The 20,874-nt window shown below is 67.5% G+C and carries 19 protein-coding genes and 2 pseudogenes; 11 read left to right on the top strand and 10 right to left on the bottom strand.

All coding sequences use genetic code 11. From position 1 onward, the window contains the following. The first annotated feature begins 43 nt into the window (after nucleotides 1-43). The 11 genes and pseudogenes from MJO54_RS05695 (at nucleotide 44) to MJO54_RS05640 (ending at nucleotide 8,975) form a co-directional block, all read left to right on the top strand. Nucleotides 44-340, top strand: a complete 297-nt coding sequence (locus MJO54_RS05695) for a WXG100 family type VII secretion target (protein ID WP_047317297.1) — start codon at nucleotides 44-46, stop codon at nucleotides 338-340. A gap of 16 nt (nucleotides 341-356) precedes the next feature. Further along, nucleotides 357-641: a WXG100 family type VII secretion target gene (locus MJO54_RS05690; protein WP_047317298.1), complete on the top strand. Its 285-nt coding sequence runs from the start codon at nucleotides 357-359 to the stop codon at nucleotides 639-641. A 203-nt stretch (nucleotides 642-844) separates the two neighbouring features. Continuing rightward, nucleotides 845-1,144, top strand: coding sequence for a PE family protein (locus tag MJO54_RS05685; RefSeq protein WP_046283981.1), 300 nt, complete (start codon nucleotides 845-847; stop codon nucleotides 1,142-1,144). Between the two features lie 41 nt (nucleotides 1,145-1,185). Further along, nucleotides 1,186-2,397: a PPE family protein gene (locus MJO54_RS05680; protein WP_105295788.1), complete on the top strand. Its 1,212-nt coding sequence runs from the start codon at nucleotides 1,186-1,188 to the stop codon at nucleotides 2,395-2,397. A gap of 40 nt (nucleotides 2,398-2,437) precedes the next feature. Then, a pseudogene (locus tag MJO54_RS05675) lies at nucleotides 2,438-2,744 on the top strand (WXG100 family type VII secretion target). 20 nt (nucleotides 2,745-2,764) lie between these two features. Next, nucleotides 2,765-3,049 carry a WXG100 family type VII secretion target gene (locus tag MJO54_RS05670; RefSeq protein ID WP_046283980.1) on the top strand — a complete coding sequence of 95 codons (285 nt, stop codon included), beginning with the start codon at nucleotides 2,765-2,767 and terminating at the stop codon, nucleotides 3,047-3,049. Nucleotides 3,050-3,182: 133 nt separating this feature from the next. Beyond that, a complete protein-coding gene (locus MJO54_RS23600) occupies nucleotides 3,183-3,992 on the top strand; it encodes a PE family protein (protein WP_046283973.1) in 810 nt (269 codons plus the stop codon). A gap of 50 nt (nucleotides 3,993-4,042) precedes the next feature. Continuing rightward, nucleotides 4,043-5,221: a PPE family protein gene (locus MJO54_RS05655; protein WP_064889859.1), complete on the top strand. Its 1,179-nt coding sequence runs from the start codon at nucleotides 4,043-4,045 to the stop codon at nucleotides 5,219-5,221. 37 nt (nucleotides 5,222-5,258) lie between these two features. Continuing rightward, nucleotides 5,259-7,766 carry an ATP-binding protein gene (locus MJO54_RS05650; RefSeq protein WP_082977482.1) on the top strand — a complete coding sequence of 836 codons (2,508 nt, stop codon included), beginning with the start codon at nucleotides 5,259-5,261 and terminating at the stop codon, nucleotides 7,764-7,766. Beyond that, nucleotides 7,766-8,449, top strand: a complete 684-nt coding sequence (locus MJO54_RS05645; RefSeq protein ID WP_046283970.1) for a response regulator — start codon at nucleotides 7,766-7,768, stop codon at nucleotides 8,447-8,449. Before MJO54_RS05650 ends, MJO54_RS05645 begins: the two co-directional genes overlap by 1 nt. Nucleotides 8,450-8,516: 67 nt before the next feature. Further along, nucleotides 8,517-8,975 carry a DUF1942 domain-containing protein gene (locus MJO54_RS05640; RefSeq protein ID WP_046283969.1) on the top strand — a complete coding sequence of 153 codons (459 nt, stop codon included), beginning with the start codon at nucleotides 8,517-8,519 and terminating at the stop codon, nucleotides 8,973-8,975. A gap of 10 nt (nucleotides 8,976-8,985) precedes the next feature. On the opposite strand, the gene MJO54_RS05635 is transcribed toward MJO54_RS05640, so the two are convergent. From MJO54_RS05635 to MJO54_RS05590, 10 genes and pseudogenes are all read right to left on the bottom strand, one after another. Then, nucleotides 8,986-11,538, bottom strand: a complete 2,553-nt coding sequence (locus tag MJO54_RS05635; protein WP_065152110.1) for a DUF4118 domain-containing protein — start codon at nucleotides 11,536-11,538, stop codon at nucleotides 8,986-8,988. Further along, the gene (locus tag MJO54_RS05630; RefSeq protein ID WP_065152109.1) at nucleotides 11,531-12,433 is read right to left on the bottom strand and encodes a potassium-transporting ATPase subunit C; all 903 of its coding nucleotides are present in this window, start codon (nucleotides 12,431-12,433) and stop codon (nucleotides 11,531-11,533) included. The genes MJO54_RS05635 and MJO54_RS05630 overlap by 8 nt, the downstream gene beginning before the upstream one ends. Nucleotide 12,434: 1 nt before the next feature. After that, nucleotides 12,435-14,565, bottom strand: a pseudogene (gene kdpB, locus MJO54_RS05625) (potassium-transporting ATPase subunit KdpB). A gap of 1 nt (nucleotide 14,566) precedes the next feature. Continuing rightward, nucleotides 14,567-16,237, bottom strand: a complete 1,671-nt coding sequence (gene kdpA / locus MJO54_RS05620; protein WP_105295781.1) for a potassium-transporting ATPase subunit KdpA — start codon at nucleotides 16,235-16,237, stop codon at nucleotides 14,567-14,569. Continuing rightward, complete coding sequence (locus MJO54_RS05615) at nucleotides 16,238-16,327, bottom strand: ATPase (RefSeq protein ID WP_046283964.1); 90 nt, start codon at nucleotides 16,325-16,327, stop codon at nucleotides 16,238-16,240. 216 nt (nucleotides 16,328-16,543) lie between these two features. Further along, nucleotides 16,544-17,494 (bottom strand): Ppx/GppA phosphatase family protein, encoded by a 951-nt coding sequence (locus MJO54_RS05610; RefSeq protein WP_105295782.1) that lies wholly within the window; start codon nucleotides 17,492-17,494, stop codon nucleotides 16,544-16,546. Beyond that, nucleotides 17,485-17,976 (bottom strand): DUF501 domain-containing protein, encoded by a 492-nt coding sequence (locus MJO54_RS05605; RefSeq protein ID WP_046283962.1) that lies wholly within the window; start codon nucleotides 17,974-17,976, stop codon nucleotides 17,485-17,487. Before MJO54_RS05605 ends, MJO54_RS05610 begins: the two co-directional genes overlap by 10 nt. After that, entirely contained in the window at nucleotides 17,969-18,613 is a 645-nt protein-coding gene (locus tag MJO54_RS05600) for an FtsB family cell division protein (protein WP_046283961.1), read from the bottom strand. The genes MJO54_RS05605 and MJO54_RS05600 overlap by 8 nt, the downstream gene beginning before the upstream one ends. Nucleotides 18,614-18,631: 18 nt before the next feature. Further along, entirely contained in the window at nucleotides 18,632-19,921 is a 1,290-nt protein-coding gene (gene eno, locus MJO54_RS05595; protein WP_046283960.1) for a phosphopyruvate hydratase, read from the bottom strand. Between the two features lie 98 nt (nucleotides 19,922-20,019). Continuing rightward, entirely contained in the window at nucleotides 20,020-20,754 is a 735-nt protein-coding gene (locus tag MJO54_RS05590; RefSeq protein WP_046283959.1) for a lytic transglycosylase domain-containing protein, read from the bottom strand. Between the last annotated feature and the right edge of the window lie 120 nt (nucleotides 20,755-20,874).

Raw genomic sequence — 20,874 nt, 5'->3', positions numbered from 1 at the left:
CCCCTCACCACACAGCGGAACCCGCAGAAAAGGAGACACAACAGTGGCAACACGTTTTATGACTGATCCGGACGCGATGCGTTCGATGGCGGGCCGTTTTGATGTGCACGCGCAGACGGTGGAGGACGAGGCTCGCCGGATGTGGGCGTCGTCGACCAACATCTCTGGTGCTGGCTGGGGTGGTCTGGCGGAGCGGACCTCGATGGACACCATGGGTCAGATGCAGACCGCGTTTCGCAACATCGTGAACATGCTGCACGGTGTGCGTGATGGTCTGATTCGCGACGCTAACCACTACGAGCAGCAGGAAGCTGCTTCGCAGCAGATCCTGTCGAGCTAGAAGGAGAACCACGAACATGTCGATCAACTACCAGTTCGGTGATGTGGATGCGCACGGTGCGTTGATTCGTGCTCAGGCGGCGTCGTTGGAGGCTGAGCACCAGGCGATCGTGCACGATGTGCTGGCTGCCGGTGATTTCTGGGGTGGTGCGGGTTCGGTGGCGTGCCAGGAGTTTGTGGCGCAGTTGGGTCGCAACTTCGCGGTGATCTACGAGCAGGCCAACAGCCACGGTCAGAAGGTGCAGTCGGCCGGCAACAACATGGCCAACACCGACGCCTCGGTCGGCTCCAGCTGGGCGTAACGTCAGCCCAAGACCGGGAAACCCGACGCAGCAGAGGGGGCTGCGTCGGGTTTTTCCGTTTCTAGACATCAAGGACTCATCAAGGTTCGATTCCGCTGCGTTAAGAGCGCGTAAGGGCAACAGCTAACCGAGCACCGTTGCGGCACGGTGGATCTCGTGGCCGGCACCGTGCCGGCTCGATCGGTTAGGAGATGGTGATGTTGATGTCGTTCGTGAGCGCGCAGCCGGTAGAGCTGACGGCCGCGGCCGGCGAATTGACCGGTATCGGCTCGGCGATGGCCGCCCAGAACGCGGCAGCCGCCCCAGCGACCACCGGCGTGATCCCCGCAGCGGCGGACCCGGTGTCGGCGTTGACCGCCGCACAGTTCGTCGCGCACGCCGGCCTGTACCAAGCGGTCAGTGCCCAGGCGAATGCGATTCACCAGATGTTCGTCACCACTCTGACGACCAGCGCGGCAGCATACGAGGCGACCGAGGCCGCCAACGCGATCGCAGCGCGCTGAGTCAAGCAAAACCAAGCAAGACAAAGGAACTCAAGAACATGATGGAGTTCGGTGCGTTGCCACCGGAAGTCAACTCCGCGTGGATGTACACCGGGCCGGGCGCGGCACCGCTGATCGCCGCCGCAGCGGCTTGGCGGACTCTGGCTGTGGAGTTGGGGTCGACTGCCGCGGCCTACCAGGCGGTGATCGCCCGGATGGCCGGTGAGCTGTGGGCCGGTCCGGCGTCGGCGTCGATGGCCGCCGCGGCGGCTCCCTTCGTGGCGTGGATGAACACCACCGCCGCGCAGGCCGAGCAGTCCGCCACCCAGGCCACCGCGGCCGCGGCCGCATTCGAGACCGCGTTCGCCATGACGGTCCCCCCGCCGGTGATCGCGGCCAACCGCAGCCTGCTGATGGCCCTGATCGCGACCAACATCCTGGGACAGAACACCCCGGCGATCACGGCCACCGAGGCGCACTACGCCGAGATGTGGGCCCAGGACGCCGCAGCCATGTACGGCTACGCGACCGGTTCGGCCGCCGCGTCGCAGGTGACGCCGTTCGCCGAACCGGCCCAGGCCACCAACCCGGCCGGGTTGGCCGGCCAGGCTGCCGCGGTCTCCCAGGCCGCGGGCAGCTCGGCAGCGGGCAACAGCCAGGCCAGCCAACTGGTCTCGGTGCTGCCCAGCGTGCTGCAGGGTCTGGCCTCACCGGCCCAGGGCAGCGCGGGTTCGTCCGCCTCGTCGAGTTTGTCCGGGATCCTGGGCAGCCTGTTCGACAACAGCCAGATCACCGACAGCATCAACGGGATGGTGAACACCGGCGCCTGGAACGTCGCCAGCACACTGTCGACCGCGGTCGGCTTCCTGAGCAGTCTCGGCAGCAGCGCGGGATCATCGCTGGGGACGGCCGGCTCCGCGGCTGCCGGCGGACTGACTTCGGCAGTCGGCGCGGTGGCCCCGGTGGCTTCGCTGGGCCCAGCCGGATTGGCCGGGCTGAGTGCATTCGGCGGCGCGCCGGTATCGGCGGCCCTCGGTCAAGCCGGTTCGGTCGGCATGTTGTCGGTGCCGCAGAACTGGGCTGCCGGAGCCCCCACCAGCACCGTCTCGGCACTCCCAAGCGCCGGCATGACCATGCCCGCAGCAAACGGGACCTCGGCCGTACCGGCCGGCTTGCCGATCGGGGCGGGGGCCGGCCGCGGTGGCCCCAGCGGGAATCTGCCTCAGTACGGGTTCAAACCCAGTGTCGTCGCACATCCGGTCCTAGCCGGCTGACGCCGCAAGACCACAACCAACAAGTCAAGGAGTTACCGCAATGACCACACGTTTCATGACCGACCCGGACGCCATGCGTTCGACGGCGGCCCGATTCGATGCGCACGCCCAGACCGTGGAGGACGAAGCCCGGCGGATGTGGGCTTGAAAATTTCCAGGCGACCAGCATCTCCGGCGCCGGCTGGGGCGGGCTGGCCGAACGCACGTCCTACGACACCATGGGCCAGATGCAGACCGCGTTCAGCAACATCGTCAACATGCTGCATGGTGTGCGCGACGGACTGATCCGGGACGCTAACCAGTACGAACAGCAGGAAGCTGCCTCGCAGCAGATCTTGAGTAGCTAACACAAGGAGCGATGATTCAGATGTCTATCAACTACCAGTTCGGCGACGTCGACGCACACGGCGCGTTGATTCGCGCCCAGGCCGCAGCCCTTGAGGCCGAGCACCAGGCGATCGTGCACGACGTGCTCGCCGCCGGGGACTTCTGGGGCGGCGCCGGCTCGGTGGCCTGCCAGGAATTCATCACCGCGCTCGGGCGAAACTTCCAGGTCATCTACGAGCAGGCCAACGCCCATGGTCAGAAGGTGCAGTCGGCGGGCAACAACATGGCCCACACCGACGCCGCGGTGGGCTCCAGCTGGACCTGAAAGCAAACCGTCAATAATCCGAGCGAGACCGTAAAGAACTCGTTAACGACCTCTGGCCGTCGGGAGTCCGACGAAACAGTGGACGGTGACCGAGCCCAGCTGGGGTCCGGCTCGTATCCGCCGAGGAGATGTCATGTCGTTCCTGACCACCCAGCCCGAGGCGCTGGCCGCGGCGTCCGGCAATCTAGCGACGATCGCCGGGGCGCTGAACGCCCAGAACGCGGCCGCGGCCGGCCCGATCACCGGGCTGGCCCCAGCCGCCGCCGACGAGGTCTCCGCACTGCAGGCCGCCCAGTTCTCCGCCTACGGCACCCTGTACCAGCAGATCAGCGCGCAGGCCGCGGCAATGCAGGAGATGTTCATTCACACCCTGCGCGTCAGCGCTGATTCCTACGGGGAGACCGAGACCGCCAACTCGGCAGCGGCCGGATTGGGCACCGCCAGCTCCGCTCTGGGCAGCACCGGCTCGGGGGTCGCCGACCCGACATTCGGGCTGGGCGGAGTCGCCAGCAACTCCGCGATCCTGGCCACGATGAACGGCACGAACATCGGCTCCGCCGCCTCGGCATTCACCGGCCTGGGCACCGGCTTCATCACCAACCCGTCCGGCGTCATTCACCACGTCGAGGGCGTCAGCCAGGGCAACCTGGTCTCCCAGAGCACGCCCGGTGCCGCCACCGCCGCACCGGTCGCCGGGGCCGCCGGCCAGGGCAACGGCCTCAACAAGCTGTCAACGCCGCCGGGGTGGGCCGCCGAGGCCGCACCGGCCGCCGAGCCGCGCCCGCTGGTCGCGGCAGGCCCGACTCCGACCGAGCCGCACGGCGCCGCCACGATGCCCGCCGGGGCACCGGCAGTCGCCTCTTCCGATCGTGGTGGCCCCGGGTTCGGCCGGCCTCGCTACGGCGTCAAGCCGGTCGTGATGCCGCGCAAGCCGATCGTCTAGCGGCAACCGAGCCTGGCCGAAACCGACTAGAGAAAACGGACTTCCACGACATGGACTACGCAGCATTGCCCCCGGAGATCAACTCCACTCGGATGTACTCGGGCGCCGGGGCCGCACCGATGACGGCTGCCGCCACGACATGGAACGCGCTGGGCGCCGAGCTGGCCACGACAGCGGCCTCCTATGAGTCAGTGATCTCGACGCTGACCGACGAAGAGTGGCGGGGCCCGGCCGCAGCGGCGATGGCCGCCGCAGTCCGGCCCTACGTGGCGTGGTTGAACACCACGGCCGCCGCCGCCGAGCACGCCGCCGCCCAGGCGTCGGCATCGGCCGCCGCCTACGAAGCGGCGTTTGCGATGACGGTGCCCCCGGCGGTGGTCGCCGCCAACCGGGCACAGTTCGCGGCGCTGGTCGCGACGAATTTCCTGGGGTTCAACACCGCAGCAATCGCGGCGGTGGAGGCGCAGTACGCCGAGATGTGGGCCCAGGACGCCTTGGCCATGTACGGCTACGCGGCCTCCTCAGCGCTTGCCGGGACGCTGCAGCCGCTGAGCTCACCCGCTCCCAGCACCAACCCGGTCGGGATCGCCGGTCAGGGTGCAGCTGTCGCCCAGGCCTCGGCCGGCAGCGCACAGAACGGGTTGTCGCAGCTGGTGTCGGGGTTGCCGACCGCCATGCAGACCCTGGCCGCGCCGTTGGCCGCCGGGCCGGCCCAGGGCGGGCTGACCGACTTCCTGTCCAACTTCATCAACTCGACCCAGAACATCGGCATCTGGAACGGGCTTCAGACCTACAGTTCGGCACTGACCAACGCCGGCGCGTGGCACGCGTTCGCCGGAATCGCCAGCGCCATCGCCATCGCCCACGGCGGTGCGGCAGAGGCGGTGACTTCACCGTTACTGGTGGACTCGGTAGCCACGCCGCCAGCGACGCCCCTGGGCCGCGCCCCGGTGCTCGCCGGCAGCGGCATGGCCGCCCCGGTGGGCGGACTCTCGGTGCCTCAGAGTTGGCCGGCGGCGGTCCCGACAACGGCCACTTCGATCCCCGAGAGCACTGCCACCCTGGTCAGCCACGGCTGGACCGAGGCCGAGGAAGCCGGCAGCACGGTCAACACCGTGGGGGCCGGCGTGCCTGGAGTGGCATCGGCCGGCCGCAGCGGGGCCGGCCTGAGCAACCCCAGGTATGGGTTCAAACCGACTGTGATGGTGCGGCCTGTCGTCGCTGGCTGATGCCGTCGGTTGCCGCGATGATGGTCTGGTGAGTCTCGTGAGACAAGCCGGGCAGCCTGCAGAACCACGGGGAGAACTCCGCATCTACCTCGGAGCTTCGCCCGGGGTCGGTAAGACCTACGCGATGCTCGGTGAAGCACACCGCCGCACCGACCGTGGCACCGATGTCGTCGCTGCCGCGGTCGAGACCCACGGTCGCAGCAAGACCGCGGAGCTGCTGCAGGGCATCGAGATCATCGGCGAGCCCGGCGGGGAACTCGATGTCGACGCGGTGCTGACCCGCCACCCGGAAGTGGTCCTGATCGACGATCTCGCGCACACCAATCCCGCAGGCAGCCGCAATCCCAAACGCTGGCAAGACATCGAAGAACTGCTCGCCGCCGGAATCACCGTGGTCTCCACCGTCAACGTGCAGCAGTTGGAGAGCCTGAGCGACGTCGTCGCCAAGATCACCGGAACCACCCAGCACGACACCGTCCCTGACGCGGTCGTGCGCCAAGCCGCACAGATCGAGCTCATCGATGTCGCCCCGGAGGCCTTGCGCCGCAGGCTATCCCATGGCAACGTCTATCCTCCGGAGAAGGTCGACGCGGCGTTGGCCAACTACTTCCGCGGCGAGACGCTAACCGCCCTACGGGAATTGGCTCTGCTGTGGCTGGCCGGGCAGGTGGACGCGACGCTCACCCGCTACCGCGCCGACAAGAAGATCACCGAGACCTGGGAGGCACGGGAACGCATCGTCGCGGCGGTGACCGGTGGCCCGGAGTCTGAGGCCCTGGTCCGGCGGGCCTCACGAATCGCGTCGAAGGCCGGCGGTGACCTGTTGGTGCTGCATGTCCTGGGCGACGACGGCCTCTCGGGTGCGCCGGCACCCCGGGTGGGCAAGATCCGCCAATTGGCGATCAGCCTGGGCGCCTCGCTGCACACCGTGATCGGCGACGACGTGCCGGCCGCGCTACTGGACTTCGCCCGCGACGTCAACGCCACCCAGCTGGTGATCGGCACTTCGCGCCGCTCCCGCTGGGCCCGCATCCTCGACGAGGGTGTCGGTGCGGCGGTGGTGCAGCAGTCCGGCGACATCGACGTCCACATCGTCACCTACGAGGACGCCAAGCCGAGTTTCCGCGGAGTGTCGATCTCGCCGCGGGAGCGGCGCGCAGCCTCCTGGTTGGCCGCCGTCATCGTGCCGTGCCTGATGTGCGCGATCATGGTGGGCTGGCTGGAACGCTACTTCGACGCCGGCCAGAGCGCGCTGTTCTTCGTCGGCGTGCTGGTGGTGGCCCTGCTCGGCGGCATTGCCCCGGCCGTGTTGTCGGCGTTGCTGTCCGGAGCCTTGCTGAACTACTTCGTGCTCGCGCCCCGGCGTGATTTCACCATTGCCGAGCACGACGTCGCGGTGACCGAAGTCGTGCTGCTCCTGGTGGCCATCGCCGTGGCGGCCCTGGTCGACGGCGCAGCCAAACGAACCCGGGAAGCCGGCCGCGCGTCCCGCGAAGCGGAGTTGATGACGCTGTTCGCCGGGTCAGTGCTGCGCGGCGCGGACCTGGACACCCTGCTGGAGCGGGTACGCGAGACCTACGCGCAACGAGCGGTAAGCCTGGTCCGCGTCCCAACCAGCAGTGCAACTCCGGAAGTCGTCGCCTCCGTCGGCGAAAATCCGTGCACCTCGGTAGATCTCGCGGACACCGCGATCGACGTCGGCGACGACGAGTTCTGGATGCTGATGGTGGGCCGGCAGTTGGCCTCCCGTGACCGCCGGGTGCTGTCGGTGGTGGCTCGGCAGGCGGCCGGACTGGTCCGTCAGGAGGAATTGGCCGCCGAGGCCGGTCGGGCTGACGCGGTGATGCGGACCGACGAGCTGCGCCGTTCCCTGTTGTCGGCGGTCAGCCACGACCTACGCACCCCACTGGCGGCGGCCAAGGCGGCGGTGTCGAGTCTGCGCGCCGACGACGTGGACTTCTCCCCCGACGACACCGCCGAACTGCTGGCCACGGTGGAGGAATCAGTCGATCAGCTCACCGGCCTGGTGGGCAATCTGCTCGACTCCTCACGCCTGGCCGCGGGTGTGATCCGGCCGGAGTTGACCAAGGTGTACCTGGAAGAGGTCGTGCAGCGCGCGCTGATCGGAATCGGTAAGCGCAGCAACATCTTCGGACGCGGGCTCGACCAGGTGAAGGTCGAAGTGGGCCCGACTGTCGCGATGGCCGACGTCGGCTTGTTGGAACGTGTGCTCGCCAACGTGATCGACAACGCACTGCGCTACGCCTCCGACAGCGTGGTGCGGGTGACAGCCGGCCAAGTCGGCGACCGGATCCTGATCAATGTCGCCGACGAAGGGCGCGGGCTGCCCCGCGGCGGCGAAGCGCACGTGTTCGATCCGTTCCAGCGCCTCGGCGACCGCGACAACACCAGCGGCGTCGGTCTCGGGCTGTCGGTGGCACGGGGTTTCACTGAGGCGATGGGCGGCACCATTTCGGCGACAGAAACACCAGGCGGCGGGTTGACCATGGTGGTAGACCTGGCCGCACCGGCGGGAGAGAGCTGATGAGCACACGAGTCCTGGTAGTCGACGACGAGCCGCAGATTCTGCGCGCACTGAAGATCAACCTGTCAGTGCGCGGCTACGAAGTCGTCACCGCGGCGACCGGCGCCGGTGCCCTGCGTGCCGCCGCCGAGCAACGCCCCGACGTGGTGATCCTCGATCTGGGGCTGCCCGACATCTCCGGCATCGAGGTGCTCGCCGGACTGCGGGGCTGGCTGACCGTGCCGGTGATCGTGCTGTCCGCTCGCACCGACTCGGCCGACAAGGTGGAGGCGCTCGACGCCGGTGCCGACGACTACGTGACCAAACCATTCGGAATGGACGAATTCCTGGCTCGGTTGCGCGCCGCCGCACGACGCAACGCCGCGACCGCCGAAACCGACCAGCCAATCGTGGAGACCGCTTCGTTCACAGTGGATCTGGCAGCCAAGAAAGTCACCAAGAACGGCGGCGAGGTTCATCTGACTCCCACCGAATGGGGCATGCTGGAGATGCTGGTGCGAAACCGGGGAAAGCTGGTCGGCCGTGACGAGTTACTCACCCAGGTTTGGGGCCCGGCATACGCAAAGGAAACTCAATATCTTCGGGTCTATCTGGCGCAGTTGCGTCGCAAACTCGAGAACGATCCGTCGAACCCCAAACACCTGCTCACCGAGGCAGGGATGGGCTATCGATTCGAAGTGTGATTTTTTGAGGTTTTGAAATCCGCCGGCGCGGATATGCCTGGGAGAACCTAGCGGAAGGAGTTTTACCGTGATGTTCTCCCAGATCGCCAAGAAGGCGGCAGTAGCAGCGGCCGGCCTCACGACGGCCGGAATGCTTGCGGTGGCACCGGCTTCTGCGGACCCGACGGTGGTCGGATTCGGTCAAACCCAAGAGATTCAGAGCCCGGGTGGGGCCATCGCCTACACCGTCAACGACCTGCAACCCAGCGGGCACAACGACGGCATTTGGTACTCGGATGTGACGGCCCGGGCGGTAAGCGGTTCGCCCACTCCGAACATCGCTGACTTCAACGCACGCGCCGTCAACAGCTCAACGTTCGCGGTGATGAAGGGCAATGAGGTCGACGGCCTGCCCAACGGGCCGATCGCCGCAGGCAGCCAGACCAGCGGGCGGCTCTACTTCGATGTCAAGAACGGCACCGCGCCCGACAGCGTCGTCTACCGCGACGCCGCCGGAATCGACAAGGTTGTCTGGAAGCACGCATAACGCGTCATAGTCACGTCGCTGGGGGCGCGGCCAGATCCACCACCATGGTGAGGCCGCCTCCCGGCGTCTCCGTGGCGGAGACCGTTCCGCCCATCGACTCGACGAACCCGCGTGCTACCGATAAGCCCAGCCCGATCCCGGTGGTGTTGTTCTGATCGCCGATCCGCTGAAACGGCTCGAACAGGCGCTCCCCGCCCGGCGGTAGGCCACGCCCCTGATCGGCGACGTTGATCAGAACCCGATCACCGACCTGACACGCACTGACCCGGATCGGGCCATCGGGGGCATAGCGCAAAGCGTTGTCCAGGAGATTTGCCAGCACCCGTTCCAGCAGTCCGGCGTCGGCCAGCGCCACCTCGTCGCCGACGTCGACTTTGACGCGGTCGATGCCGGAGCGGAAGAAGCCGGTGTTACCCCTGCCAATGCTGACCAGAGCCCGTTGCACGGCTTCGTCCAGGTACACCCGGCCCAGCTCGGGGTGTACCACTCCGGCGGCCAACCGGGATGAATCGAGGAGGTTGCCGACCAGAGCGGTGAGTTGGTCGATCGACTCCTCCACCGTGGCCAGCAATTCGCTGGTGTCCTGCGGCGAGAACCCGACGTCGTCGGCGCGCAGACTCGACGCCGCAGCCTTCGCCGCGGCGAGCGGTGTACGCAGATCGTGGCTGACCGCTGACAGCAGCGAGCGGCGCAGCTCATCGGCTCGCATGACAGCTTCGGATCGACTTGCCTCGTCGGTCAGCTCACGTTGCCTGACCAATCCGGCCGCCTGTTTGGCCACTGCGGACAGCACGCGTCGATCACGCGCCGCCAACTGTCGGCCGGCAATCAGCATCCAGAACTCGTCGTCGCCGACGTCGATGGCGGTGTCCGCAGCGTCGACACTCGTACACGGGTCGTTGCCCGCTGCCGCGATCACCGTTTGGCCGGCCTGCTGGCCGTCGATCGTGGATCTCCGCAGGATGCTCACCGCCCGCAGGGAATACGTCTCCCGGACGCGTTCCAGCAGCGTCTCGAGGTCGGCGCCCCGCAGTACGGAGCCGGCGAACAGAGCCAGTAACTCGGCCTCCTGGGATGCACGCCCGGCTTCCCGGGCGCGTTCGGCGGCGCGATCCACGAGCACCGACACCGCAACCGCCACCAACAGCAGCACGATCTCAGTAACCGCCGAATCGGTCTCAGCGATGGTGAAACTGTGCCGGGGGTCGATCAGGAAGTAATTGAGCAGCAGACCGGATATCAGCGCTGAAAGTATTGCTGGGGCCACGCCGCCGAGCAGGGCCACCGCCAGCACGCTGACGAAGAACAGTGCACTCTCGCCACCGAGGCGCAGCACCGGATCCAGCCATGTCGCGGTGATCGCGCAGACCGCGGACGGCACGAGCACCGCCGCCAGCCACGGCAGCACACGCCGCTGCCGCGGTGAAATCGGTGCGAATCGGGAAACTTGCTTGGACTCTTCATGAGTCACGATGTGTACATCGATCTTGCCGGACCGCCGCACCACCGCCGGGCCGATGCCCTCGTCGAACAACTGCGCCCAGCGGGACCGCCGCGACGTGCCGAGCACAAGCTGGGTCGCGTTGACTTCCCGGGCGAAATCCAGCAGCGCGGTCGGCACGTCGTCGCCGACGACGATGTGCAGGGACGCACCGAGACTGACCGCCAGCTCACGAATCTTTCCCATCCGCGCAGTGGGTACAGCCGAGTGACCGTCGCCGGCCAGCACATGAAGCGCCAGCAATTCGGCGCTGGACTTCGATGCGATCCGCGAGGCGCGCCGTACCAGCGTCTCCGACTCCGGGCCGCCGGTGACGGCCACCACCACCCGCTCGCGGGCTTCCCAAGTGGCGGTGATCCTCTTGTCTGCGCGGTACTTCGCCAGCGTGGCGTCCACTTGGTCGGCCACCCATAACAGCGCCAATTCCCGTAGCGCGGTGAGATTTCCACTTCGAAAGTAGTTGGACAACGCTGCGTCGACCTTCTCCGGCGCATAGACGTTGCCGTGGGCGAGCCTTCGGCGAAGCGCCTCCGGAGCGATGTCGACGAGCTCGATCTGCGACGCCTGACGGACGAACGAATCCGGCACCGTCTCCTGCTGTTCGACCCCCGTGATCTGCGCGACGACGTCGTTGAGGCTCTCCAGATGTTGCACGTTGACCGTAGAGATCACCGTGATCCCCGCAGCGAGCAATTCCTCGACGTCCTGCCACCTCTTGTGGTTCACGCTGCCCGGCGTGTTGGTATGGGCCAACTCGTCGACGAGCACCACCTGCGGTCGACGTGCCAGCACCGCTGGCACGTCGAGCTCGGGGAAACGCCTTCCCCGATAGTCGATCAGGCGCGGCGGGACCACCTCGATGCCCTGCAGCAGTTCCGCTGTCTTTACCCGACCGTGCGTCTCGATCACAGCGGCCACCAGGTCGGTGCCGCGGCCCAAGCGCCGGTGGGCCTCGCCGAGCATCGCGTATGTCTTGCCGACGCCGGGGGCCGCACCCAGATAGATGCGCAACTCCCCGCGTCGTCCGCGCGAGCTATAAGCACTCACCGGAGAATCATCCATCGAAACAGCAGCCGGGAACAGGATGCTCGTGGTCGAGTTCCAAGTTCACCGCGACCACGTTGACGCGGGTCTCACCGAGGAACCCGAGCAGTCGCCCGCTCCGGTGCGCACGGAGCACGGCGCGGACCTGTTCGGCGGGAATCCCCCGGGCCTTCGCGACCCGGTCGACTTGGAGCTCGGCGTAGGCCGGTGAGATATCGGGGTCCAGGCCGCTGCCGCTGGCGGTGACGGCGTCGGCGGGAACCCGCGGGTGCTCGGCCGCGGCGCCCCGGATCGGGACGATCTGGCCGGCCGAGTAATCCTCGCCTGGCCGGGCACATTCCACCCGAACGCCGCGATAGCCGGACACAAACTGCGCACTCCCGGGGGCACACGGCTCGTTGACGCTGACCACACGGGTCGGGCGGGCGACGGTGCCGTTGGGGCCGCGCGGGCCGAACACGGCCAGCACCGCGCCCCGCCCACCGGCAGTGCAGAACGGCCGCCCTCCTGCCCCGACTGCCAGGCCCTCGGTCTGGGCAACTTCCACACTGCGGGCGCAGACCTGGGTGAGCAGGCTCGGCCGATCGGGCATGTCGACGATGCTCTCCGGGCCCAGATTGCTCGCTCCGCTGGCCAAGGCGTCGTAGCCGATTCCCGCCCCCGACGGCCTGCCCTGAAAATACTGCGGGAGTGGCCGGCCCGCAGCGTCGGTGAACGATTGCCCGATCAGTGCGCTTGCGACCGGTCGACCAGCGGCGTCGGTGATCAATGAACCCTCTGCACGTCCGTGCAGGCCCGGGATCTGCGCCACCAGCCAGACCAAAACCGGGTAGCCGACGCCGAGCACAACGGTGAAAACGAGCAGGGCACGCAGCGCGGCCCAGTGACCCCGAATCAAGCCCGCAGATCTCATGTCACGCCATCCCCGGCAGCAATTGAACCAGCAGGTCGATGAGCTTGATCCCGATGAAGGGGGCCACGATCCCGCCCAGGCCGTAGACAGCGAGGTTTCGGCTGAGCAACTTCGACGCGCTGCCCGGAACGTAGCGAACCCCGCGCAACGCGAGCGGAATCAGCGCCGCGATCACCAGCGCATTGAAGACCACCGCCGACAGGATCGCCGACTGCGGGCTGTGCAACCTCATCACGTTGAGCAGACCCAGACCGGGGAAGATCGTTACGAAAAGCGCTGGGATGATCGCGAAATACTTGGCGACGTCGTTGGCGATCGAGAAGGTGGTCAGGGCGCCTCGGGTGATCAGCAGCTGTTTGCCGATTTCCACGATCTCGATGAGCTTGGTGGGGTCGGAGTCCAGGTCCACCATGTTGCCGGCTTCCTTGGCGGCGCTGGTGCCGGTGTTCATCGCCACCCCGACGTCGGCCTGCGCCAGCGCCGGTGCGTCGTTGGTTCCGTCGCCGGTCATCGCTACCAGTCGTCCACCCTGCTGCTCACGTTTGATCAGCATCAGCTTGTCTTCGGGGGTGGCTTCGGCGAGGAAGTCGTCGACCCCGGCCTCGTCGGCAATCGCCTTGGCGGTCAACGGATTGTCGCCGGTGATCATCACGGTCCGGATACCCATCCGGCGCATCGCGTCGAACCGCTCACGCATACCCTGCTTCACCACGTCCCGCAGGTGGATCACACCGAGCACCGCGGCGGGTCCGCCGACGAGCACTTCACCAACCACCAACGGCGTTCCGCCGGCGGCGCTGATGCCGTCGACGATCCGGCCGAGCTCTGCCGGGATGTCACCGCCGTGTCCGCGCACCCAGTCACTGACGGAATTGGCGGCGCCCTTGCGCAATTGGCGCCCGCTGATGTCGACCCCGGACATCCGGGTCACCGCGGAGAACTCGATCCAAGACGCTGCCGTGAGCTCGCCCGGCGTCCGGGTTCGCAGCCCATAGGCCTCCTTGGCGTAGACCACGATGGAGCGGCCTTCGGGGGTTTCGTCGGCAAGGCTGGACAGTTGAGCGGCATCGGCCAGTTCGGCGGCGGTCACCCCGGAGATCGGGAGGAATTCCGATGCCTGCCGGTTGCCCAGCGTGATCGTGCCGGTCTTGTCCAGCAGCAGCGTGTTGACGTCACCGGCGGCCTCGACTGCCCGGCCGGACATGGCGAGCACATTGCGCTGCACCAGCCGGTCCATGCCGGCAATGCCGATGGCCGACAACAGCGCACCGATCGTGGTGGGGATCAGACAGACCAGCAGTGCCACCAAGACGATGCCGGTGACACCGTTGCCGTCGAGCGCCGACGTGTCTGCGACGCCCGGGTTGCTGGCCTTGGAATATATCGCCAACGGCTGCAGCGTTGCGACCGCCACCACGAAGATCAGGGTCAGCGCGGCCAGCAAGATGTTCAGCGCGATCTCGTTCGGAGTCTTCTGCCGGTTGGCGCCCTCAACCAGGGCGATCATCCGATCGACAAAGCTCTGCCCTGGCTTCTGAGTGATTCGGACGACGATCCGGTCCGACAACACCAGGGTCCCACCGGTGACCGCGGAACGGTCGCCGCCGGACCGGCGCCGATTCCCCGGTGATCGCCGATTCGTCCACCGACGCGATGCCCTCCACCACGTCGCCGTCGCCGGGGATGATCTGTCCCGCTTCGACGACGACGAAGTCGCCGCGTTGCAGCAGCGGAGCCGCAACCGGTTCTTCGATGCCGGGCGTGTTGGGCGTCCAGCCGCGTATCCGGCGTGCGACGGTGTCGGACTTGGACTTTCGCAACGCGTCGGCCTGCGCCTTCCCGCGGCCTTCGGCGACCGCCTCGGCCAGATTGGCAATGACCACGGTCAGCCACAACCAGCACACGATCAGCCCGCCGAACCACGTCGGCTCACCGATGGCCAGCATCGTGGACCACACCGCGCCGACCTCGACGATCAGCATCACCGGGTTACGCCACAGGCTGCGGGGGTCGAGCTTGCGCAACGCCGCGGGTAGTGACGCCAGCAGCAGGGCGGGGTCGAGCAGCCCGCCGGACACCCGCCGCTGACCGGTGAGCGCCGACGGTTGCGAGACAGTTGTGGCCGAGCGCATTTCAATGCAGCCCTTCAGCGAGTGGCCCCAAGGCCAGTGCCGGCAGGAAGGTCAGGGCGACCAGAATGAGTGTCACCCCGACGACCATGCCGACGAATTGGGGTTTATGGGTGGGCAGTGTGCCAACGGATTGCGGTGTCTGCCCCTGTGCAGCGAACGCCCCGGCAAGTGCAAGCACCAAGATCATCGGCAGATACCTGCCGATGAGCATCGCCACCCCCAGCGCGGTCTCGTACCACGTCCCGTCGGCTGCCAAGCCCGCGAACGCGGAACCGTTGTTGTTGGCCGCGGAGGTGAACGCGTAGAGCACTTCGGAGAGTCCGTGCGGTCCAGCATTGGTCATAGCCGAGCGCGGGCCCGGCAACGCCATCGAGATGGCCGTTCCGCACAGCACCACCACTGGGGTCACCAGGAAATAACTTGCCGCCAGCTTGATCTCGCGTGGACTGATCTTCTTGCCCAGGTATTCCGGGGTCCTTCCGACCATCAACCCGGCGACGAACACGGTGATCACCGCGAGAACCAAGATGCCGTACAGGCCCGATCCGACACCGCCGGGGGCGACCTCCCCAAGCTGCATGTCGACCATCGTCAGCAGGCCACCCAGACTGGTATAGGAGTCGTGGGTGGAATCCACAGCGCCAGTGGAGGTCAGCGTGGTCGCCGCGGCGAAGACCGCCGAGTCTGCCACGCCGAGCCGCTGCTCGATCCCTTCCGTCGCGGCCCCCACGGCCGTCGGGACGGTGCCGTGATGCGCCAGCTGCGACCAGCCGAGCAGGCTGACGCTGAGGAGGGCGATCACGGCCATGACCCCGGCGATCGCGTGGCCTTGCTTGGCGTTGCCCACCATTCGACCGAATGTGCGGGGCAGCGAGAACGCTATGACCACCAGCAGGAAGATCTCGACCCAGTTGGTCCACGCGGTCGGATTCTCAAACGGATGCGCGGAGTTGGCGTTGTAGAAGCCGCCCCCATTGGTGCCGAGTAGCTTGATCACCTCTTGGCTGGCCACCGGGCCGCCCGGAATGGTCTGCGGTGCACCGGCCAGAGTCCCGATTGTCTGATCATTGAGGTGAAAGTTCTGGACGACCCCGCCGGCGATCAACACCGTCGCGCCGACGATGGCGATCGGCAACAGAATCCGCAGCGTGCCGCGAACCAGGTCAACCCAGAATGAGCCCAGCGCAGCGGCGCGCCGGCCAACGAACCCGCGAACAAACGCGACGGCGACCGCCATGCCGACCGCGGCGGAGACGAAGTTCTGCACCGCCAGACCGGCCATCTGCACCAGATGCCCCTGCGTCGACTCGCCGGCATAGGCCTGCCAGTTGGTGTTGGTGACAAAGCTGACCGCGGTGTTCCACGCCAAACCCGGAGTCATCGATGTCGCCGGATCATTCAGGTGCAGCGGAAGTCTGCCCTGGATGAGCTGCAGAACGAACAGGAACACCACACACACGGCGGAGAACGCCAGCACACTGCGCGCGTAACCGGCCCAGGTCTGCTCGGACTCCGGGTTGACCCCGATCGACCGGTAGATGAATCGCTCGCTGCGGGAGTGCGTTTCACGGCTATAGACCCGATACATGTAGTCGCCCAACGGTAGGTGCACCGCTACCAGCGCCACCGCCAACGACGCCAGGAACCACACCCCCGCGGCTGTCGTACTCAACTAGAACCGTTCCGGGAACAGCAGTGCAGCCACCAGTAGCGCCACCACCGTGACAGCCAGCGTCAGACCAACGGCATTGGCGAGGTTCACAGTCGCTCAACCAACTTCAGCGTCGCGCCGAGCAGGGCGAAGATCAGCGCCGTCAACAGTAGGTAGGCCACGGCAGCCACGTGCTCTCCGTTCTCGAGAACCCGACCGGGTCTGACCTGAAGCTAGACCCGGCGACCAGGCACGACGGAGATCGTTGACGCTTTCTTAACGCTCGAGGAGGCGACCTTTACGCCTTTACGGCCCGCAGGCGGATCGTTAGGCGATCGACAGCACAATGCCGTCCAGGATGTCGTGTTCGCTGACCACCAACTCCGCGATTCCGGCGCTCTCAGCCAGGATGCGGGCCAGCTCCTCAACCACGATCGCGCCACCGCCGATGACGTCGACACGGCCGGGGTGCATCGGCCCCAGCGCGGCCCGTTCGGCGTGGCTCATGCCGATCAGGCGATCGCAGACCGCCCTCAGATCATCGAAGCCGACCCGCGACAGATGTATTGCGGCCGAATCGTATTCGGTCATTCCGTGAGCCAGGGCTGACAGCGTGGTCATGGTGCCCGCCACACCCACCCAGGTTCGGGCGTGCTGCACCGGCACCGCCTGTACCGCCGCTCCGAGCAGCTCGCTGGCCACCGCGCGCGCAGCGGCGACTTCTTCGGCGGTAGGCGGGTCGGAGTGCAGGCAGCGTTCGGTCAGCCGGACACAGCCGATGTTGGCCGAGTAACTCGCCGACACCCCGTTGTCCGGATCACCCAGCACCACCTCGGTGGAACCACCCCCGAGGTCGACGACCACGAATGGCCCGTCGGCACTGTCCAATTCGCCTACCGCGCCGCGGAAGGACAGCTCGGCTTCCTCCTGGCCCGTGATCACCTCGGCGACCGCCCCCGCAACGGCGCTTCCCAGTACCTGCGCGGTCATGTCGAAGAACACGTCACGGTTGGCCGCGTCGCGGGTGGCCGAGGTCGCCACCATCCGCACGCGTGAAACACCGTGTGCCACCAGCAACTCGGCGTAGTCGGCCAACGCCGCACGGGTACGCTCGAGCGCCTCGGGGGCAAATTTCCCGATCGCGTCGACGCCCTCCCCCAACCGGACGACGCGCATCTCCCGGTGGATGTCGCGCAGTCGGCCGTCGACCGGCTCAGCGATCAACAGCCGAATCGAGTTGGTGCCGCAGTCGATTCCCGCGAGGCGAGTCACAGCCAGTCCTGGGGCCGGAGAATCCCCGCCATCGCCGGCTCGGCGGCCAGGATGGCCAGCGCCTCGTCACCGAACGGGTTGACGCCGCGGCCCTTGGCCAGGGAATGCGCCATCAGCACGTGCAGGCATTTCACCCGATCCGGCATGCCCCCGCCGGTGAATGTGGTTCCCAGCGTTTCGATCGCATCCCGCTCGGCGAGATAGGACTCGTGAGCGGCCCGGTAGCCGGCGGCGAGTTGGGGATCGTGCCGCAGTCGCTCGGTCATGTCGGCCATCAAGCCCGACGACTCCAACCGGCTGGCCGCGGCGGTCAGCGCCGGGTGCGTCAGGTAGTACAGGGTGGGAAACGGTGTTCCGTCCGGCAGCTTCGGGGCCGTCTTGACCACGGCGGGTTCGCCATTGGGGCACCGATAGGAGATCTCCAGGACACCGCGCGGCTCTCGGCCCAGCTGCCGGCCCACCGCGTCCAGGTCGGCGGTATCAACCAACGGGCACCACCGGTGCGGGCGGAACCGGAACCCACGGCGGTACCGGCGGCGGCGGAGGAGGGTGCGGCGCGTCGGCGATGGTGTGCCACAGCGCGGTGTACCAGGGATCCCCGCTGGGCGCGGCCAGGGGTTCGGCACCCGGCTCGCCCGGCACCTCGGCCGGCGCGGGCAGCTGGACCTGATACGGGATCTCGCCGGGCATGACAAAACCGAGCCGCTGACGGGCCTGCGCCCGGATGTGCGCGGGGTCGTCCAAGTTGGCCTTCTGTTGCTGTAGATCGGTGATCTGGCGGTGCAGGGTGGTCTCCAATTGGGACTGCTGTTTCATCTCCGCGTGTTGGGCGAAGAACGTACGGACCGGCCCGGCGACGGTCAGCGTGAGGACGCACATCACCGCGGCCAGGATCACCGCCCGCCGGGCGGTGAAGCCGACCCGCAGCTCCGAGCTCTGCTCGGCCGCCGCTGCGATGGCTCGTTTGACCGCACCGGCCGGTGACGGCGGTGGGGTCCGCGCCGCGCCGGCCCCCCGCCGTACCGGCGGAGTCCGGCGCGGGTGCGCACGTCCGTTCTCCCCGCCCCGTCCCGGCCGCGACGTCGCGGCACGCCGCTTGGCGTCAGGCCGTTTCGGATCGGACATGGCAGCGGCCCCTGGCGGCTACTTGCTCTCCGGCGCGTAGCGGGGGAAGGCCAGCTCGCCGGCGTAACGGGCGGCGTCGCCGAGCTCCTCCTCGATCCGCAGCAACTGGTTGTACTTGGCCACCCGCTCGCTGCGGGCCGGGGCACCGGTCTTGATCTGGCCGCTGCTGACCGCCACCGCCAAATCGGCGATGGTGGTGTCCTCGGTCTCGCCGCTGCGGTGGCTCATCATGGTGCGGTAGCCGCTGTGGTGGGCGAGGGTCACCGCGTCCAGGGTCTCGGTCAGCGTGCCGATCTGGTTGACCTTGACCAGCAGTGCGTTCGCCGCACCCCGCTCGATGCCTTCCTCGAGCCGCTCGGGGTTGGTGACGAACAAGTCGTCGCCGACGAGCTGCACCCGGTCCCCGATCGCGGAGGTCAACGACACCCAGCCGTCCCAGTCGTCCTCGGACAGCGGGTCTTCGATGGACACCAGCGGGTAGCTGTCGAGCAGCTTGGCGTAGAACTCGGCCAGCTGGGCCGCGGTGCGGTTCTGCTTCTCGAACGCGTAACCGCTGCCCTCGGTGTAGAACTCGGTGGCCGCGACGTCGAGGGCCAGCGCGACATCGGTGCCCAGCTTGAGCCCGGTGGCCTCGATCGCGGTGCTGATCAGGTCGAGCGCCGCGGTGGTGCCGGCGACGTCGGGCGCGAAGCCGCCCTCGTCACCGAGCCCGGTGGACAGCCCCTGCTTCTTCAGCACTGCCTTCAACGAGTGGTAGACCTCGGTGCCCCAGCGCAGCGCCTCGGCGAAGTTGGGGGCGCCGATCGGGGCGACCATGAACTCCTGAACGTCGACGCCGGTGTCGGCGTGGGCGCCGCCGTTGAGGATGTTCATCATCGGCACCGGCAGGATGTGGGCGTTGGGGCCGCCCAGGTAGCGGTAGAGCGGCAGCGCTGCGGAGTCCGCGGCCGCCTTGGCCACGGCCAGCGAGACGCCGAGCATGGCGTTTGCGCCCAACCGAGACTTGTCCGGGGTGCCGTCGAGGTCCACCAGCGCCTGATCCACCAGCCGCTGGTCGTCAGCGCTGATTCCGATGACTGCCGGCGCGATCTGGTCCAGTACCGCGGTGACCGCCTTCTGCACGCCCTTGCCGCCGTAGCGGGTGCCACCGTCGCGGAGTTCCACGGCCTCGTGCTCGCCGGTGGATGCGCCGGAGGGCACTGCGGCCCGGGCGAACGTGCCATCTTCCAGCGCGACCTCGACCTCGACCGTAGGGTTGCCGCGGGAATCGAGAATCTCGCGGGCGCCGACCTGCTGGATGATGGGCACTGACTTCTCCTTGAGCGTGGGTGGGGCTGGCCGTCGTGTTCTATCGGAGGCCTGTTGGGAGCCTAGCTGTACGTCGCCTTACTCCGTACCGGACACCACTACAGCGGGCGACCGGCCGCGTACGCGGCGGCCCAATCCCGGACTGCGCGGGCGTAGATCTCCGACTCGTTGTAGGCCATCAACGCCGTCATCCAGCCCTTGGGAGTGGCCAGGTCCTTGCCGCGCCAGCACAGATAGCCGGCTGCCGACAGGGCGGCGTCGTCGATGTTGTCGGGGCTGACTACGCCGTCGTTGTTGGCGTCGACCCCGTAGAGCCGCCAGGTCTCCGGGATGAACTGCATGGGGCCCATCGCGCGGACCACGCCGTCGTCGTCGGCCAGGTCCGGTTGCAGGTCCTCGACGATGTGCAGATTGCCTCCGGAGCCGTCGAGCCGGACCCCGCGGATCTTGGGCCGCACGTCTCCGTTACGTGCCACCGTGGCGTTGTTGTAGTGGCCGTGATGACTCTCGATCTGGCCGATGCCAGCCAGTGTGGTCCAGCCCAGATGACAGTTGGGGTTCTCCACCTCCGCGACCCGCGCGGCGTAGGCGTAGGCCTCCAGTGCGGTGATGGGGATGCCGAGCATCGGGGCACGCTCCGCGGCCCATTGATAGAGCTGGTCGGCGGGCCGGCCCGAGGCGACGTCGGTACTGACCGGCGGGACCGGGTCTCCGGGGGGCGGTGGCACGCCCTGCGGGATGGGATTACCGAGCTGCCAGCTGCAACTGGATGCCAGCAGTACGGCCGTCGCGCCGACGACGGCGGCCGTCCGCAGCCAACGTAGCGCCGACACCGCTCTCCCCAACCTCGAAGCTATGGTTTTGCGTCCATCGTTCCATGACTAGGCCATGAGCGAGGCACCACCGACCGCCCGTTCCGCCCGCGTGTGCCGCAAAAACCGGCTCTGCCAGCG

It is taken from the genome of Mycolicibacter virginiensis (assembly GCF_022374935.2).
Classification (GTDB): Bacteria; Actinomycetota; Actinomycetes; order Mycobacteriales; family Mycobacteriaceae; genus Mycobacterium; species Mycobacterium virginiense.
This window is presented reverse-complemented; position numbering and strand designations above follow the sequence as displayed.

Coding starts and splice junctions, on each gene's coding strand:
- MJO54_RS05690 (WP_047317298.1), top strand. CDS start 357: ATGTCGATCAACTACCAGTTCGGTGATGTGGATGCGCACGGTGCGTTG.
- MJO54_RS05685 (WP_046283981.1), top strand. CDS start 845: ATGTCGTTCGTGAGCGCGCAGCCGGTAGAGCTGACGGCCGCGGCCGGC.
- MJO54_RS05680 (WP_105295788.1), top strand. CDS start 1,186: ATGGAGTTCGGTGCGTTGCCACCGGAAGTCAACTCCGCGTGGATGTAC.
- MJO54_RS05670 (WP_046283980.1), top strand. CDS start 2,765: ATGTCTATCAACTACCAGTTCGGCGACGTCGACGCACACGGCGCGTTG.
- MJO54_RS23600 (WP_046283973.1), top strand. CDS start 3,183: ATGTCGTTCCTGACCACCCAGCCCGAGGCGCTGGCCGCGGCGTCCGGC.
- MJO54_RS05655 (WP_064889859.1), top strand. CDS start 4,043: ATGGACTACGCAGCATTGCCCCCGGAGATCAACTCCACTCGGATGTAC.
- MJO54_RS05645 (WP_046283970.1), top strand. CDS start 7,766: ATGAGCACACGAGTCCTGGTAGTCGACGACGAGCCGCAGATTCTGCGC.
- MJO54_RS05635 (WP_065152110.1), bottom strand. CDS start 11,538: ATGGATGATTCTCCGGTGAGTGCTTATAGCTCGCGCGGACGACGCGGG.
- MJO54_RS05630 (WP_065152109.1), bottom strand. CDS start 12,433: ATGAGATCTGCGGGCTTGATTCGGGGTCACTGGGCCGCGCTGCGTGCC.
- MJO54_RS05600 (WP_046283961.1), bottom strand. CDS start 18,613: ATGTCCGATCCGAAACGGCCTGACGCCAAGCGGCGTGCCGCGACGTCG.